The following is a 17,548-nucleotide window of genomic DNA, read 5'->3' on the forward strand; positions in this document are numbered from 1 at the left end:
TTCAGCCTCTTTAAGTGTCTTACTGATAAGATGGTGCCGATCCTCCGGAAATTCAATCCTCTGGGTCATAGCCTAAATTTGGTGCGAGCCATCTTTCAAGTTCACTGACTGACATTCCCTTACGTTTAGCATAGTCCTCGACCTGATCCCGCTGCACCTGAGCGACGGCAAAATATTTACTTTCAGGGTGGCTGAAATACCAACCTGAAACCGACGCTCCAGGCCACATTGCATAAGAACTGGTTAATTGCATACCGATTTGATTTTCCACATCTAATAACTGCCAAATTTTGGCTTTTTCGGTATGTTCAGGGCAAGCTGGATACCCCGGCGCCGGTCGGATCCCCTGATATTTTTCACGGATCAGCTCATCATTCGGCAAATCCTCGTCAGGGGCATAACCCCAATACTCTTTTCTCACCTGCTGGTGCAAGTATTCCGCAAATGCCTCCGCAAGCCTATCAGCTAACGCCTTCAACATAATTTTATTATAGTCATCATGTTGCTGTTCATATCCATCTGCAAGGGCATCTTCTTCTAACCCCCCCGTAACCGCAAAAGCACCAATATAATCCGCTTTTCCACTGGCTTTAGGGGCGACAAAGTCAGATAAACAGTAGTTAGGAAACTCTTTCTTCTCTGTTTGTTGACGTAGGTTGAGAGCGATAACATCTGCACTATCACGAGCCGAGGAACGATATATTTCAATATCATCCCCTACACTGTTTGCAGGAAATAGACCAAATATGCCTCTTGGCGTCAGGGCATTATCCTTCGCGAGTTGATCTAGCATGTTGTTCGCGTCTTTTAGTAATTTACGCGCCTCTTCACCGACCACCTCATCTTCTAGGATGCGTGGATATTTCCCCGCGAGCGACCATGTCATAAAGAAAGGCGTCCAATCAATATAATGACGTAATGTCTCAATCGATGCTTTGACCTCTTTCACACCAAGGAAACGTGGCACAGGTGGCTGGTAATTTTGCCAATCAATTTTCACTGAGTTAGCGCGAGCAACTTCAAGGGAGACTGGCGGGGTTTTGGGTTTTTTACGTCCATGTTGCTCACGAACGATTTCATATTCACGGCGAGTTCGAGCAACGAACTCCGCTTTTTGTGTTGCGGAAAGTAGCGCGGAAACCACGCCTACAGTGCGCGATGCATTTTGTACATATGTCACTGAGTGGCTGTAATTGGGTTCTATTTTTACTGCCGTGTGAGCTTTTGATGTTGTCGCTCCCCCAATCATCAAAGGGATTGTAAAGCCTTGGCGCTCCATCTCTTTAGCCACATGGACCATCTCATCCAACGAAGGCGTAATTAACCCAGAAAGGCCAATAACATCAACATTCTGCTCACGGGCTGTTTTTAAGATGGTTTCACAAGGTACCATCACGCCCAAGTCAACAATCTCATAGTTATTACACTGTAAAACGACGCCGACAATATTTTTACCTATATCGTGAACATCACCTTTAACGGTCGCTAATAAAATTTTACCCGCGCTGCTACCTGATTGTTTAAGTGCCTGAATATAAGGTTCTAAGTAGGCAACTGCTTGTTTCATCACTCGAGCGGATTTAACAACCTGTGGTAAAAACATTTTCCCTTCACCAAACAAGTCACCCACGACATTCATCCCATTCATCAATGGCCCTTCAATCACTTCAATAGGGCTTGCTGCGAGTTGGCGCGCCTCCTCCGTATCTGGGATGATAAATTCGGTGATCCCTTTAACTAACGCATATTCTAAACGCTTTTCGACAGCCCAAGAGCGCCATTCAGCCTGTTGAACTTGCTGCTCCTCACTGCCTGATGCACGATATTTTTCCGCTAATTCCAACAGGCGTTCAGTGCTATCCTCACGGCGGTTTAAGATCACATCTTCGACCGCATCTTTTAACTCTTTAGGCAGATCATCATAGATAGCTAACTGCCCCGCATTGACGATCCCCATATCCATGCCATTACGGATAGCATAATAGAGGAACACAGCATGGATCGCTTCACGAACGGGATCATTGCCTCTGAATGAAAACGACACGTTAGAGACACCACCAGAGATCATCGCATGTGGAAGCTGCTGCTTAATATCCTGACAAACTTCAATAAAATCGACAGCATAGTTATTATGTTCTTCAATACCTGTCGCGACGGCAAAAATATTTGGATCAAAAATAATATCTTCTGGAGGGAAACCAACCGTGTCAGTCAATACGTGATAGGCACGACGACAAATTTCGATTTTTCGTTCACGGGTGTCGGCTTGGCCTACCTCATCAAATGCCATCACAATGACTGCGGCACCATATTTACGCACCAATTTGGCATGTTCGATAAAGGCACTTTCCCCCTCCTTCATCGAAATTGAGTTCACAATGCCTTTGCCTTGAATGCATTTCAGCCCTTTTTCGATAACATCCCATTTTGAAGAGTCGATCATAATGGGAACACGGGCAATATCAGGTTCGCCAGCAATTAAATTAAGAAAACGCACCATCGCCGCTTCCGAATCCAACATCCCTTCATCCATGTTGATATCGATAATCTGTGCGCCGTTTTCCACTTGCTGGCGAGCAATATCTAATGCCTCTTGGTAGTTTCCTTCCTTAATGAGACGTTTAAACTTCGCCGATCCCGTCACATTCGTACGTTCGCCGACGTTAACAAATAACGAGTCTTTGCCAATATTAAGTGGTTCTAGCCCTGATAAACGGCACTCTACAGGTAACTTTGGTAAGGCGCGCGGCGCAATTCCTTTAACGGCTTCAACAATTTTTTTGATGTGCAAAGGTGTCGTACCACAACATCCCCCGACAATATTCAAAAAGCCTGCTTGTGCCCATTCACGAATTTGTTCCGCCATATTTTGTGCATCGAGATCATATTCGCCAAAAGCATTGGGTAAGCCTGCGTTAGGGTGTGCACTGACATAGCACTCCGCAATACGCGATAGTTCAGACACATATTGGCGCAATTCATTTGGCCCTAAAGCACAGTTGAGACCAAAGGATAAAGGTCTAGCATGACGCAATGAGTTATAGAAAGCTTCGGTAGTTTGCCCCGATAGGGTACGCCCTGACGCATCGGTGATCGTCCCCGAAATCATAACCGGCAGAGTCACTCCCAAGGCTTCAAATTCTGTTTCAACCGCAAAGATCGCCGCTTTTGCATTTAACGTATCAAAAATTGTTTCGATCATGATCAGATCGACACCCCCTTTGATCAAGGCGCGCGTTGATTCACGATAGGCTTCAACTAATTGATCAAAATTGATATTCCGAAATGCGGGGTCGTTAACATCAGGGGAGATCGAGGCTGTGCGGTTAGTCGGTCCCAACACACCAGCAACATAGCGTGGCTGTTCCGGTGTTTTACGTGTCCACTCATCGGCACATTCACGGGCGATACGTGCAGCGGCTTCATTTATTTCGGCAGACAACGATTCCATTTTGTAGTCTGCCATCGCAATCGTTGTTGAGTTAAATGTGTTTGTCTCAACAATATCTGCCCCAGCCGCAAAGTATTGATCATGAATATCGCGGATAATTTCAGGCTGAGTCAAAACAAGGAGGTCGTTGTTTCCTTTGAGGTCACAAGGCCAATCCGCAAAGCGTTCACCACGGAATTGTTCTTCGGTTAGCTTATGGCGCTGGATCATCGTCCCCATTGCGCCATCCAGTACTAAGATCCTTTTTTGTAATTCTTGTTCTAACATACTGATTTTATAAACCACTTTCCCTGCCTCCTAAAAAACAACAACCAAAGTCATAAGTTAAATTAGTGCCACATTCATCCTATCATAATTTTTACGTTGAGAATTCCACCTCATGATGAGAGTTTCTCAGGTTGCATAAGATCTAATTTTTCACTGATCCGATGAGTATTTTGAGGTGAAATCATCCATAATAGAAACAAAAATTCATTCCAGTCAGGAGAGACTTAATGGCGACTGCATCAATCAGTAAAAAAATAAAAAAGGCAAAGGGGCCGGCAAGTGGAGCACCTGCGGCAGGTCAAGTCCAGTCATTAAGTCGTGGGCTAACCCTTTTGGAATATATTTCTGAATCAACGGGAGGGATTGCGTTGACCGACCTTGCTCTACAAGCGGGTCTACCTAACTCCACAACCCACCGTTTGCTCATGACACTCGAACAACACGGTTTTGTCCGTCAGACTGGCGATCTCGGCTTATGGGTGATTGCTTCTAATGCGTTTATTATTGGGAGCAGCTTCCTTGAAAGTCGTAACCTACTGGCCTTAGTTCACCCTATTTTACGTCGTTTAATGGAAGAGTCCGGTGAGACCGTCAACCTTGCCATTCTTGACCATAGTGAATTCGACGCAGTCATTGTCGACCAAGTGCAATGTAATGCTTTAATGCGCATGTCTGCCCCTATCGGTGGGAAACTTCCTCTGCATGCTTCCGGTGCAGGTAAAGCATTTATCGCCAACTTACCGGAAGAACAACTCATTCCACTATTGAGTAAAAAAGGGCTTCACGCCTATACACCTTATACTTTAACGACGCCATCTGCCCTTAAAGAAAACCTGCAACAAGCGAAAAAGCAAGGGTTCTCTTATGATGATGAGGAGCACGCTTTAGGACTCAGGTGCATTGGCGCATGTATTTATGATGAACACAAAGAGGCGTTTGCTGCCATCTCTATTTCAGGGCCACTTTCACGGATCACCGACGATCGGGTGACTGAACTCGGCGCTATGGTGATCAAAGCCGCCAAAGAGATCAGTCGTGAATATGGCGCGATCCGCTAACCTATAAAAATAATGTTATTAATTAGTTATATGCTGAACCTGTGGATGCGTAAATGAATTTGTAGATAAGAAACGTGGCATATCACGGTACTTTTCAATAAGCGCTAACGCAATTGCCTCAGTTTCAGCATCGGCTTTTCCATCAATGTTCCGTGGACGGAAATGCATTTGGAATGCACTAATGATCTGTTGCGTCTGCCCATCCAGCTCCCCTGATAGCGGAATTTCCGCATAGCCATAAAACCTTAGTGCCTTCTGCAACAATAGCACATTACTCGGCTCGTCTTTCCCTCTATTCGACAAATAACCTTTTACTGTCGCAGCATCAGGCCATGCGCCAATGCCTTGTTTCGCCAATTCTTCCCATGGAAAGGCTCTACCGGGGTCCTCTTTGCGTAATGGCGCAATATCACTATGCCCGATGATATTTTGCGCAGGGATATTATAACGCTGCATAATATCTTTCACTAACGGGATTAAAGCTAAAATTTGCGACTGATTAAAAGGAGCCCATATTTTACGGCCATTCTGATCCGTGGAAAAACCTGAATTCACAATTTCAATACCAATTGAAGTATCATTCAAATTACTGCTATTTAGCCAATGGCTATCACCAGCATGCCATGCCTTTAGCGATTCCGGCACTAGCTGTAATACCACGGGCTTATTATTTTCCTGTGAGGGAGTACTTGGGATCAGATAATGGGAGCTCACATTACCTTTAGTGAGCAGATAGATTGATTGATTGTCATCAGACACCGTATAGTGCAAAACCACATATTGGACTCTTTCACTCGTATTGCGTGACGGATAGCGATTATCAACATAGTATCCCTGCCGTGGTGACAGCGTTGAACAACCTGAAATAATAAAAACCATTAGAATTAATAAATAACGGATCATTCAATCTGTCCTTATAGCCCCTATGTTAAATTGACAGGCATTCTACCTATTTATTTGTTTACAAAGAATACACAAAATAAAAATAGACGATTATCTAAGCTAAATCGCCAAGAAAAATAGGGCATTATCCATATTAAAAAAAACGATTGAAATACCTTTTTTACCCATGCTTAAGCCAAAATGCGTAACCGTTATTTTGAGCATTTTAACCGTTCGATTCAGGCTATCATATACACGGAAAATGCTTTATAGCCTGCACGGCATCCTTACCTTAAATGGGTTGATTATTTTATCTCTAATTTGTTTCAAAAGAATTTAGCATAAGTTTAATTCATTGGTTTAGGTTACCATTATCAATCTAGTTACTATTTTACTTTAATCAAATATAGCCTTTATTTGGTTAATAGTTAAAACCAAAACCTAATAAAAGGGTAAAAATACGAAAACGGTCTGGTTTCTTTAAAATCAAATTATCAAAAATTGATATGATAGATGATTAATTTTAGAATAGTTTATAATTAATCTGATAAAAAATAATCAATCGGAATACTTTATTAAGTATAAACCACATGTTTATTTATCTAGTCTTGATAGTTCAGATATAAGTTGACCTTCAATCGCGATTATTTATCCGATGTATAACGAAAGAGTCATGGATGACTAAGGTAAATAAGCATACCTTGAGTGATATATTTACCAATTATATTAGTATATTTTACAGTTTGAGTGGGTAACCGATAATTTAATACCAGTTACCCATAGAGGTGCTCGAACACATATTACGCGTTGATAACTAGTCACATTGACTATATTAGATTAAAATTATTAACAAAGTTTTAGTCTTTATCAGAACAGCCTAAAAATTCCTCTAATAAATTAGAGAATCTCGTCAGACCTCCTAATCTCAAATAAATTTCCTATTCTATTGATGTATAGAAAGTTCGCTTCTCATGTTCAACTTCTGTCGTAATAATCCTCACAATATCTTTAACATCGATATCTAAAAATACAATAATTTCAATAAGTTTATCTAAACTCAATTTATTTACGCCACGCTCATAACGCGAGATTTGTTGCTGACTTAAATTAATAATATTTGCTAATTCGTGACCAGATAATCCTCTTTTCATTCTTGCTTGACGCAAATGGTGACCTAATAAAGCATACACATCTTCTCTTTTTTTTATCGCCATATCCCTCTCCTAGAAAAGGAAATAATATTATTTTATTAGCCCAACTATTATAGAATTTCCCCCCCTCTTTAAAAATAGTTATCAGCAATCAAAATTTAACATATTGATAGTTAATAGTTATCATTCATTTTATTAAACGAATTTATTCCTTTTTTAAAAAAGCAATTCATTGCTTTTTAATCATTTTTTTATTTTTATCACGCCTACAATTAGTTTTATAGTTAATTATTTATACTTAATATTTTAATAACTATTTACACTTTAAATAACTCTAGAAATAGTTAGACACTTTAAACAATATTTAGAATTCCTGAAAAATGAGTAACAACAATCCATAATATGAGATAGATCATAATTTATGAATTAAATATTAAATTAAATCCAATTCAAATTGAATACAGTCAGCTCCATAAAGATATATTTAAAGCTGTAAATTTAACTAATGGCGATATCAGAACTTGAAGTAATCCCCTAATATCCGGTCGATGAGTCTACTGTGGATCTGACGACAATGATCCCAGCCTTACCACGCAAATAGCGCATTAACTCTATATCCATAACTTGCAAATTAAGTTTTAATGAGGAAGCATTTCTAAAATAAATTTTACCGCCCTGACGAATAGCAATCCCAACGTGACTTACATCTAGCCCAGCCCGATTAGCATAAATCCCAATATAATCCCCTGTCTGTAGCGCATCCAACACAGCCTCATCGATATACTCTGTCGGTATATAGCTGACTACGCGTTTCGTTACCGGTAGACCTTGAATAAAGCGCTGCCCATTACTTTTTAAATTAAGATTTTTATACACCTGAACTGCGTTAGGGCTGATGGTTTGGGTGATATCAAACACCATACCGTCGTTTTGATACAACCAATCGGTGAAAAAATGCCGTCGATTCACATAGGAGATATTATCTTGCGTATAACGGATATTTTTTAGATTATGAATAAAATCATCATAATTCTCTGATCTTTTAAATGCTTCTGTATATTCAATAAAAGTCATGCAATCCATTGATTTTAAATTTATAACCAACGTTTCTTTCGCCGAAAAAGAAGCGTTCAACGTGTGACTGTTATAAGGCGTGCCTAGCAATGTTTCCGTTATCACTTTAACCCGCAGCTCTTCATTCAGTCCTTTTGTACGTTGCTGAATATCATTGAGTATTGATAGCGAGCCTGATTCCAATACCGTCTCTGCATATGTTAAAGACGATGTGAACAGTAATGCCACTGCAATAAACCGTTTTAGCATGAATCCCCGACTATAGACCTTCTTTCTCAATCAATGTGTAAGCCTATTACTAGACCACAAATCATTCACAAAATTCAGCCTATTAATCGAAAACAGCACAATTTTCCCTCAATCAACAAGTCAAGTAATCTTGATTCAGATCACAGATACTTCGAAATCTGTCCACGATCCATTGCAACTCTATGCGTTTCAATTAACAATGTTACCGGTAACATATCGCTAAACAAATAAAGTCTCTTCAGCGCCCTTATTTGATAAATGCGTGTTGGTAGATAAAAAGTCTCTGTGATGAGGTTAGTAATTATGAGCAATTCCAATAAGATAGAGAACGGTTATTCCTCCGTTCATCCTGAAATAATGCGGATCACCAAACGTATTATCGCTCGCTCAAAAAAAACAAGAGAGCATTACCTACACAAAATTGAGCAAGCACGTAGTACAACCGTTCATCGTGCAGAACTTGCTTGTGGTAACCTCGCTCATGGATTTGCAGCCTGCCAACCTGAAGATAAGAAGATCCTCAAAAGCATGACACGCTCTGATATTGCGATCATTAACTCTTATAATGATATGCTGTCAGCTCACCGCCCCTATGACAATTACCCTGAGCGTCTGAAAAAAGCGTTACTCGAATCGGGTGCTATTGGGCAAGTTGCCGCCGGCGTGCCTGCAATGTGTGATGGTGTAACTCAAGGGCAAGATGGCATGGAATTGTCTCTGCTAAGCCGTGATGTGATTGCAATGTCTACCGCAATTGGCCTTTCACATAATATGTTTGACGGCGCGTTATACCTTGGGATCTGCGATAAAATTGTGCCCGGTCTCATGATTGGAGCCTTGTCCTTTGGCCACCTTCCCGCTATTTTTGTTCCTGCCGGTCCAATGGCAACAGGGTTACCGAATAAAGAAAAAGTCCGCATCCGCCAGCTATATGTCGAAGGCAAAGTAGATAGAAACGCGCTATTAGAAGCTGAAGCTGCCTCTTATCATGGTATTGGCACCTGTACCTTTTACGGTACCGCAAACTCTAACCAAATGGTCATGGAGGTTATGGGGCTACATTTACCGGGGGCCTCTTTTGTTCAGCCGGATACCCCCTTACGCGACGCCTTAACCGAGGCAGCAGCACGCCAAATTACTCGTTTAACCGAACAATCAGGTAATTACCTGCCAATAGGCCAATTAATTGACGAAAAGGTCATTGTGAATGGTATTATCGCCTTACTTGCAACTGGCGGTTCAACTAATTTAACTATGCACCTAGTGGCTATTGCACGAGCAGCAGGGATCATCATTAATTGGGATGATTTCTCTGAGCTATCAGCAGTGATCCCATTAATCTGCCGCATTTACCCCAACGGTCAAGCAGATATAAATCAATTTCAAGCCGCAGGCGGAGTACCTCTCCTTATCCGCCAGCTCTTATCCAAAGGATTACTCCATCACGACGTTCATACTGTTGCTGGTGATGGCCTCTCGCGCTATACCATGGAGCCTTGGCTAGACAACGGTCATTTAGCGTGGCGTGACGGCCCCAATACCTCCTTTGACTTGAACGTCATCGCAGATATTAATCAGCCATTTTCCCATCATGGTGGTACAAAAGTTTTATCAGGGAATTTAGGACGCGCCGTCATGAAAACCTCCGCAATACCGGAAGCGAATCAAATCATTGAAGCTCCTGCTGTCGTCTTCAATAACCAACACGATATTTTGCCGCTGTTTGAGTCTGGAGAATTAGATCGTGATTGCGTCATTGTTGTCCGTTTCCAAGGCCCATCTGCAAATGGTATGCCTGAACTCCATAAACTCATGCCTCCATTAGGGGTTCTGATGGATAGAGGTTATAAAGTTGCACTAGTAACAGACGGTCGATTATCCGGCGCATCAGGTAAGGTTCCTTCGGCCATACATGTCACCCCGGAAGCACATAATGGCGGTTTACTGGCTAAGGTGGAAAATGGCGATATCATTCGTGTGAATGGTGTAACGGGTGAATTGACTCTGCGAGTCGATGAACCAACACTCGCCGCTCGTCAGGCTTATCAACCAGATTTAAGTGCCCAACGTTCAGGCTGTGGTCGAGAGCTCTTTAGTGCATTAAGAAACCACTTCTCGGGTGCCGAAGAAGGGGCTTGTAGTCTCGATTTTTAACTCCTTCAGTGAATAGGAAAAGATTATGCATAATTGGAAGTTAGCTGCTGCAGATGTACTCAATGCAGGCCCTGTCGTTCCCGTCATTGTGATCAATAAACTTGAACAGGCGGTTCCTCTCGCAAAAGCACTGGTAAAAGGGGGAATTAGAGTACTTGAAGTGACATTGCGTACTGAGTGTGCCATTGATGCAATTCGTCTTATTGCCAATGAAGTGCCCGAGGCGATGATCGGAGCAGGCACTGTGATTAATGCTCAACAACTCACAGCCGTCACTGAGGCTGGCGCCCAATTCGCTATTAGCCCAGGTCTTACCGAAGAGTTACTCAGTGCAGCAACAAAAGGTTGTATCCCTCTAATTCCAGGTATATCAACCGTTTCAGAATTAATGCTCGGTATGAATTATGGCTTAAAAGAGTTTAAGTTCTTCCCTGCCGAAGCCAATGGCGGTGTAAAAGCATTAAAAGCAATTGCCGGCCCCTTCTCACAAGTTAAATTTTGTCCAACGGGTGGAATATCGCCAGCTAACTACCGCGATTACCTTGCCTTGAAAAGTGTATTGTGTATCGGTGGTTCATGGTTAGTGCCAGAAGATGCCCTTGAAGCCGGTGATTATCAACGAATCACTCAATTGGCAGAAGAAGCGATTAAAGGCGCTCAGCAATAATTAAATTTGATATATCAATATGAGCCAAAGTATCCCAATACTGTGGCTCTATTTGCTTAACTCAGCCACTAAGTCGCTGCATTGGCTCCTGCCCAAAACGTAAACTAAAGCGCAAATCTTCTCGATAAGCATAGACGTCTTCGATATAGCCGCTGCGGATCCTATTTTGTAAGCCTTGCCAATATTCTGCCGTAAATAAGTTGGCATGCCGCTTCTGTAAATAACCGCGTATTTTAGGGTCTTGGCATAAAAATAACGCAAACTCCTCTGGAAAAACATCCTGCTCTCCCACGCTGTACCAAGGCTCCCCCGAAAGTTCTTGCTCTGGGTACATAGGTTCAGGGATCTTCCTAAAATTTACTTCGGTCATATAGCAAATTTCATCATAGTCATAAAAAACAACGCGGCCATGACGTGTCACACCAAAATTTTTAAATAACATATCGCCTGGAAAAATATTTGCTGCCGCTAGCTGTTTTATCGCCTGACCATACTCATCAATCACATGATGTAATTGCGCTTCGTCAGCCTCATCCATATAAATATTTAATGGCGTCATCTTCCGTTCCATATACAAATGACGGATCAATATTTTGTCGCCTAAATCTTCTATCAGGGAAGGGGCTTCCTTAAGTAATTCCGCCATCAGTTCATCACTGATATAACGCTTTTCAATAATAAAGTTTTCAAATTCTTGGGTATCCGCCATTCGCCCAACCCTATCGTGTTCTTTAACAAGCCGATAGCACTCCTGTACACGTTCCCTCGTGACCTCTTTTTGTGGAGCAAACTCATCTTTAATCAATTTAAATACGCGATCAAAAGAAGGCGAAGTGAATACCAACATTACCATTCCCTTCACACCAGGCGCTATCGTGAACTGTTCTCGAGAAAAATTAATAAAAGCCAGATATTCACGATAGTACTCCGTCTTTCCATGTTTTTGGCAGCCAATTGCCATATACAGTTCAGCAATAGATTTACTCGGTAAAATTTCCCGTAACCAAAAAACCAATGCGGCTGGAAATGGGGCATAAACCATAAAATAAGAGCGAGCAAAACCAAAGACGATGCTGGCTTCATCAAACCCCGTTAAACAGGTATCAACATAAATTTTGTGGTCAGCGTCATGATGAATAGGTAATAAAAAGGGGTGAACTTCATTATTAATGACCAATTTTCCCACCAGCCACGCTGCCTTATTTCTATAAAACAATTCATTCGCAATCTGGAAAGTAACCGTTTCATTGCGAATATTAGGGAATCGTTCTATTAGGCTCTCAACAATACATTGCACATCCCAACTTAAAGAGCGCCACTGCAAACGTAGCGGCAATGCACTTAGCACTTCTTCCAGTACATTAAACAAACTGTCTTTAACCGGATATTCTCGAGCTAATGGCCTAGGCAGGTCACTAAAACGCCGAGCTGGCTGAGAGGTAAAAATAAATAAGTTGTCTTGCGTCAGTTCCCGATGCTGGAACAAACGACAATACACCGAATTAAAAAAACTTTCTGCAATCTCAAAACGCGGGTAATGCGGTAACAATGCCGTGTATACCCGTTTAATATTCGAAAGCATTTCTGGCGTTAATGACTGAACCAAACCCATAAATTGTAACTGAGCCACGACTAACCCTACATGGTGGTCATACAACTGTATTCTTTGTTTCATCGCATCTTGAATAGCATGCCAATCTGCCCGTTCAAATCGTTCCTGTGCACCTGATGTAATCTCTAAAAAACGACCATACTGAGCATCAAAACCTTGTAAAATGGTTTGAGAAATTATCTGTTCAGTCGATAGTGTCATAGTAGCTCCTGACAAAAAACGGCACTCGAAAGTGCCGGTAAAACAAAAAACAGATACATATGAACAAAAGAAAAATATGCGCGGCTTAATGAAAGAAATTTCTGGTTAAAACTGCTCTTCTTCCGTCGAACCTGTCAGCGCAGTGACTGACGATGTTCCACCTTGGATCACAGTCGTTACCTTATCAAAATAACCCGTTCCCACCTCCTGCTGATGCGAAGAGAAGGTATAACCCTTATCAATCGCAGCAAACTCACGCTCCTGAACTTTCTCTACGTAGTGCTTCATACCTTCACCTTGTGCATACGCATGAGCTAAATCAAACATGTTAAACCACATGCTATGAATACCCGCCAATGTGATAAACTGGAAGCGGTAACCCATCGCTGAAAGCTCATCTTGGAAGCGAGCAATCGTCGCATCGTCCAAGTTTCTCTTCCAGTTAAAGGAAGGTGAGCAATTATAAGCCAGTAATTTACCCGGGTATTTCGCGTGGATCGCCTCGGCAAATTGGCGAGCCGCCTCTAAATCAGGTTTTGATGTTTCACACCAGACCAAATCAGCATATGGCGCGTAAGCGAGCCCACGGCTAATGGCTTGCTCAATGCCCGCTTTAGTACGGAAAAAGCCTTCGTTGGTTCTTTCCCCTGTAATAAATTCGGCATCATACGGGTCGCAATCCGACGTTAAAAGATCGGCGGCGTCTGCATCCGTTCTCGCGATTAAAATCGTTGGTACTCCCGACACATCCGCTGCTAAACGAGCCGCAACTAACTTTTGTATCGCCTCTTGGGTTGGTACTAGTACCTTTCCACCCATATGACCACATTTTTTAACCGCCGCGAGCTGATCTTCAAAATGTACCGCAGCAGCTCCCGCTTCAATCATACCTTTCATTAGTTCAAAGGCATTTAGCACCCCACCAAATCCCGCTTCAGCATCAGCAACGATAGGGAGGAAGAAATCAACGTATTCCTTATTTTCTGGCCCAATCCCATTAGCCCATTGAATTTGATCCGCCCGACGGAACGTGTTGTTTATCTTTTTCACGACCGAAGGAACCGAATCGACCGGGTATAACGATTGGTCAGGGTACATACTTGATGCCGTGTTCGCATCCGCTGCCACTTGCCAACCAGAAAGATAAATAGCTTCAATTCCCGCTTTGGCTTGCTGTAATGCTTGTCCCCCCGTTAAGGCACCTAAGGCATTCACATAACCTTTTTTAGAATGGCCATGGAGTTGATCCCATAACCTTTGTGCCCCTCTGGTCGCTAGAGTATGTTCTGGGTTAACTGAACCACGCAGCTTCACCACTTCTTCAGCACTATAAGGGCGAGTGATCCCTTCCCAACGTGCTTTTTTCCACTCATTCTCTAATTGGGCAATCTGCTCTGCGCGTGATATCGTCATGTTCGTATTCCTTATAATTTAAGTAGGGCCTATCGGAACGGCTTTAATCGTGCTTAATTAATAAATTGGTAACCAGGTATTGTTAAAAACTCAATGAGTTCATCTTGCGTTGTTATTCTTCGCATCAAGTCAGCGGCCTCACGGAAACGACCACTTTGGAACTTCTGATCACCAAGCTCTTTTTGAATGACTTGTAATTCTTCATCTAACATTTCTTCAAAGAGGGCTTTTGTGACTTTTTCACCATTTGAAAGCGACTTACCATGGCGGATCCATTGCCAAATAGAGGTACGAGAAATTTCTGCCGTTGCAGCATCCTCCATTAAGCCATATATCGGTACACAACCATTTCCAGATATCCATGCTTCAATATATTGAACTGCAACTCGGATATTCGCTCGCATACCTGCTTCCGTCCTTTCGCCATCACAAGGCTGCAATAGCTGCTGAGCGGTAATTTCTTCGTCTGAATCGCGCGATACGTGTAATTGGTTTTGATGTTCGCCCAGTGCTTGGTTAAAAACCGCCATGACGGTGTCTGCTAACCCAGGGTGTGCAACCCATGAGCCATCATGACCATTACGGGCTTCTAATTCCTTATCAGCTTTAACCTTCTCTAAAATAGCTTTATTCTCTTGTGCATCTTTACTTGGGATAAAGGCAGACATCCCCCCCATTGCAAAAGCCCCTCGACGGTGGCAAGTTTTAATCAGCAACCGAGAATAAGCACTTAAAAAAGGTTGTGTCATGGTCACGACTTGGCGATCAGGTAATACCCTATCTGCGTGCTCTTTTAATGTTTTGATATAACTGAAAATATAATCCCAACGGCCACAATTTAGACCAACGATATGCTGGCGCATGTGATACAAGATTTCATCCATCTGAAAAACAGCTGGCAGTGTTTCGATAAGTACAGTGGCCTTAATCGTTCCTCGTGGTAAACCAACAGAGTCTTCGGCCATACTAAATACATCACTCCACCATTGAGCTTCCTGCCAAGACTCAAGTTTGGGTATATAGAAGTAAGGGCCACTTCCTTTTGCTAGTAGCGCTTCATAGTTATGAAAAAAGTAGAGCGCAAAATCGAATAACCCTCCGGGGATTGGCTTACCATCGAGCAAAACATGTTTTTCATCTAAATGCAGACCACGAACACGCGCGATTAATACAGCAGGGTTAGATTTTAATTGGTAAACCTTTCCATTTTCGTTGGTATACGAAATATCGCCTCGAACCGCATCTCTTAAATTAATTTGCCCATCGATCAATTTATCCCATGAAGGGGAGAGTGAATCTTCAAAATCAGCCATAAAAACTTTAACATTGGCATTAAGCGCATTGATCACCATCTTACGCTCTACAGGGCCAGTGATCTCAACTCGGCGATCACGTAAATCTTCAGGGATATTTTGAATTTTCCAATCAGCCTTTTTAATGGAATCACTTTCTGAAATGAAATCAGGCAACATGCCAGAATCTATTTTCTGTTGTCTAACTTGCCTTTCTTTCAATAGCACATCTCTTTTAGCGGAAAACTTTTCTGCCAGATCAGAAAGAAACGCGATAGCTTCAGTCGTTAGCACCTTGCTATCTTGCTGATTAAAACTCTTAGTAAATGTTAATGTTGATGCTGATAATTGCTGATCCATTGGTCGATCCTCTCTCATATCTGCCGATAAATTAAGACTAACTCAAAATAAAAATAAATCAAAAACAGTTTCCATTTTATTTTAATTTAAACACAATATATTGATATATAATGAAATTAACAAGATTCTAATTATGATTGCAGGTTCCCTTTTCACAACAAAAGATGTTAAAGTTAAGTTAAATCAATGTGTTGTAAAAATAACAATCATTTAATAAAAAACAAAAAAAGCAGCCTCATCAGGGCTGCTTAAATTCTTTAATTAGGATTCAACTTAAATGAAATCGCTGTAATTTATCATTACACTAGGCGAATACGTTGTTATAAGCGTATCTGGCAGTAGATAGGTGGTTTTTTAATCTAACGTCGGCTGCATATGACTAAGATCGAAAGGTGTGATCTGATACACATAATAATTTAACCAATTTGAGAAAAGTAGGTGCCCATGACTACGCCAAGTAATAATGGGATCCTTTTCCGGATTATTTTCCCTAAAATAATTACAGGGGATATTTGGCGAAATTCCAGCATCAACATCGCGCCAATATTCTTGAGCGAGGGTATCCGCATCGTATTCTGGATGACCTGTAACAAAAACTAATCGCTTATCTTTAGATGCAAATAGATAAGCCCCCGCTTCTTGTGAACTAGCTAATATATCCAAATCCGTATGTTTGCGGATCAATGATTCAGGGAAGTCAGCATAGCGTGAATGAGGCGCATAAAAAGATCCATCAAATCCTCGGGTTAATAGGGCAAAAGGCTCAAGCGTATCATGCTGATAAATACCAGATAGCTTTTCTTCCCGTGTCCATTTAGGTAAATCATAAAGCACTTTCAATGCAGCCTGCACCGCCCAGCAAACAAATAGAGTCGAGGTCACATGATCTTTCGCCCAATGAATCACTTTTTCTATTTGCTGCCAATAAGCAACATCACAAAACTCCACTAAACCTAAAGGAGCACCAGTCACAATCAATCCATCAAAATTCTGGTCTTGGATATCCTCAAAGTCACAATAAAAGGTATTCAGATGTTCCGCAGGCGTATTTTTAGATTCACGCTGATCAATTCGCAGTAACTGAATATCAACTTGTAGCGGTGTGTTCGACAGTAAACGTAAAAATTGATTTTCAGTTTCAATTTTCTTAGGCATCAAATTGAGTAGTAACACTTTCAAGGGACGGATCTCCTGAAGGCTTGCTCTTGTCGTTGTCATGACAAAAACATTCTCCTCTCGTAAGAAATTTACCGCTGGCAACTCATCAGGTAAACGAATTGGCATCATCTTCCCCTTTTATACATTTATACGTTTAGACTTCTAGAATGCTAAATAATCTAACCAAAGTTGCCATCATTGTCGAGTCTTTCAACACTAATTGAAATTATTTCAAGTGATTAGATTTGGTACAATTTGATTGCTATATATAGCATGGTTATAACTGTATGATTCTATTTATATTATGATAAAAACTATTCAATTATAAACATCAATATTTATTAGAATTTTTATTTATATCCTATACAGAGACAAAGATACTAAGTACTAGTAATGCTGGCTGGAATCCGCCAAAAATAGAGAAAATGGGAAAAGAAGGGAAGTGATGGAAGGCAAGGTATGAAATAGATGAGGGCTTTGATAAATTTCTTACTAATAATTCTTTAATCTATCTATTGGAATAACCCATATTTGAAAAAATAAGCCGCCTTAAATAAAG

Annotated in this window: 11 protein-coding genes; 3 read left to right on the forward strand and 8 right to left on the reverse strand. The window is 41.4% G+C overall.

What is annotated here, in order from left to right:
- Positions 1–52: 52 nt before the first annotated feature.
- Positions 53–3,718: a methionine synthase gene (gene metH / locus PR833_RS09700; RefSeq protein ID WP_040133413.1), complete on the reverse strand. Its 3,666-nt coding sequence runs from the start codon at positions 3,716–3,718 to the stop codon at positions 53–55.
- 227 nt (positions 3,719–3,945) lie between these two features.
- On the opposite strand from metH, the gene iclR reads away from it, so the two are divergent.
- Entirely contained in the window at positions 3,946–4,776 is an 831-nt protein-coding gene (gene iclR / locus PR833_RS09705; protein WP_004925895.1) for a glyoxylate bypass operon transcriptional repressor IclR, read from the forward strand.
- 18 nt (positions 4,777–4,794) lie between these two features.
- Here iclR and PR833_RS09710 read toward each other — a convergent pair whose 3' ends face one another.
- The 3 genes from PR833_RS09710 to PR833_RS09720 form a co-directional block, all read right to left on the reverse strand.
- A complete protein-coding gene (locus PR833_RS09710; protein WP_014656937.1) occupies positions 4,795–5,679 on the reverse strand; it encodes an N-acetylmuramoyl-L-alanine amidase in 885 nt (294 codons plus the stop codon).
- 917 nt (positions 5,680–6,596) lie between these two features.
- Positions 6,597–6,872, reverse strand: coding sequence for a helix-turn-helix domain-containing protein (locus tag PR833_RS09715; RefSeq protein WP_004925889.1), 276 nt, complete (start codon positions 6,870–6,872; stop codon positions 6,597–6,599).
- 471 nt (positions 6,873–7,343) lie between these two features.
- The gene (locus PR833_RS09720; protein WP_272526061.1) at positions 7,344–8,132 is read right to left on the reverse strand and encodes an N-acetylmuramoyl-L-alanine amidase-like domain-containing protein; all 789 of its coding nucleotides are present in this window, start codon (positions 8,130–8,132) and stop codon (positions 7,344–7,346) included.
- A gap of 357 nt (positions 8,133–8,489) precedes the next feature.
- Here PR833_RS09720 and edd point away from each other — a divergent pair, with 357 nt between their 5' ends.
- Together edd and PR833_RS09730 are read left to right on the forward strand one after the other, a co-directional pair.
- Positions 8,490–10,286, forward strand: a complete 1,797-nt coding sequence (gene edd, locus PR833_RS09725) for a phosphogluconate dehydratase (protein ID WP_404935977.1) — start codon at positions 8,490–8,492, stop codon at positions 10,284–10,286.
- A gap of 25 nt (positions 10,287–10,311) precedes the next feature.
- Positions 10,312–10,953 (forward strand): bifunctional 4-hydroxy-2-oxoglutarate aldolase/2-dehydro-3-deoxy-phosphogluconate aldolase, encoded by a 642-nt coding sequence (locus tag PR833_RS09730; RefSeq protein WP_004925885.1) that lies wholly within the window; start codon positions 10,312–10,314, stop codon positions 10,951–10,953.
- Between the two features lie 61 nt (positions 10,954–11,014).
- On the opposite strand, the gene aceK is transcribed toward PR833_RS09730, so the two are convergent.
- The 4 genes from aceK to metA all read right to left on the reverse strand — a co-directional run bounded on the left by aceK (position 11,015) and on the right by metA (position 17,115).
- On the reverse strand, positions 11,015–12,766 hold the full coding sequence (aceK, locus tag PR833_RS09735) for a bifunctional isocitrate dehydrogenase kinase/phosphatase (RefSeq protein WP_004925884.1): 1,752 nt from the start codon (positions 12,764–12,766) through the stop codon (positions 11,015–11,017).
- A gap of 105 nt (positions 12,767–12,871) precedes the next feature.
- The gene (gene aceA / locus PR833_RS09740; protein ID WP_272526063.1) at positions 12,872–14,179 is read right to left on the reverse strand and encodes an isocitrate lyase; all 1,308 of its coding nucleotides are present in this window, start codon (positions 14,177–14,179) and stop codon (positions 12,872–12,874) included.
- A gap of 53 nt (positions 14,180–14,232) precedes the next feature.
- On the reverse strand, positions 14,233–15,831 hold the full coding sequence (gene aceB, locus PR833_RS09745; protein WP_014656941.1) for a malate synthase A: 1,599 nt from the start codon (positions 15,829–15,831) through the stop codon (positions 14,233–14,235).
- Between the two features lie 354 nt (positions 15,832–16,185).
- Positions 16,186–17,115 (reverse strand): homoserine O-acetyltransferase MetA, encoded by a 930-nt coding sequence (gene metA / locus PR833_RS09750; RefSeq protein ID WP_014656942.1) that lies wholly within the window; start codon positions 17,113–17,115, stop codon positions 16,186–16,188.
- Between the last annotated feature and the right edge of the window lie 433 nt (positions 17,116–17,548).

Source organism: Providencia sp. PROV189, assembly GCF_028480065.1.
Lineage (GTDB): Bacteria > Pseudomonadota > Gammaproteobacteria > Enterobacterales > Enterobacteriaceae > Providencia > Providencia stuartii.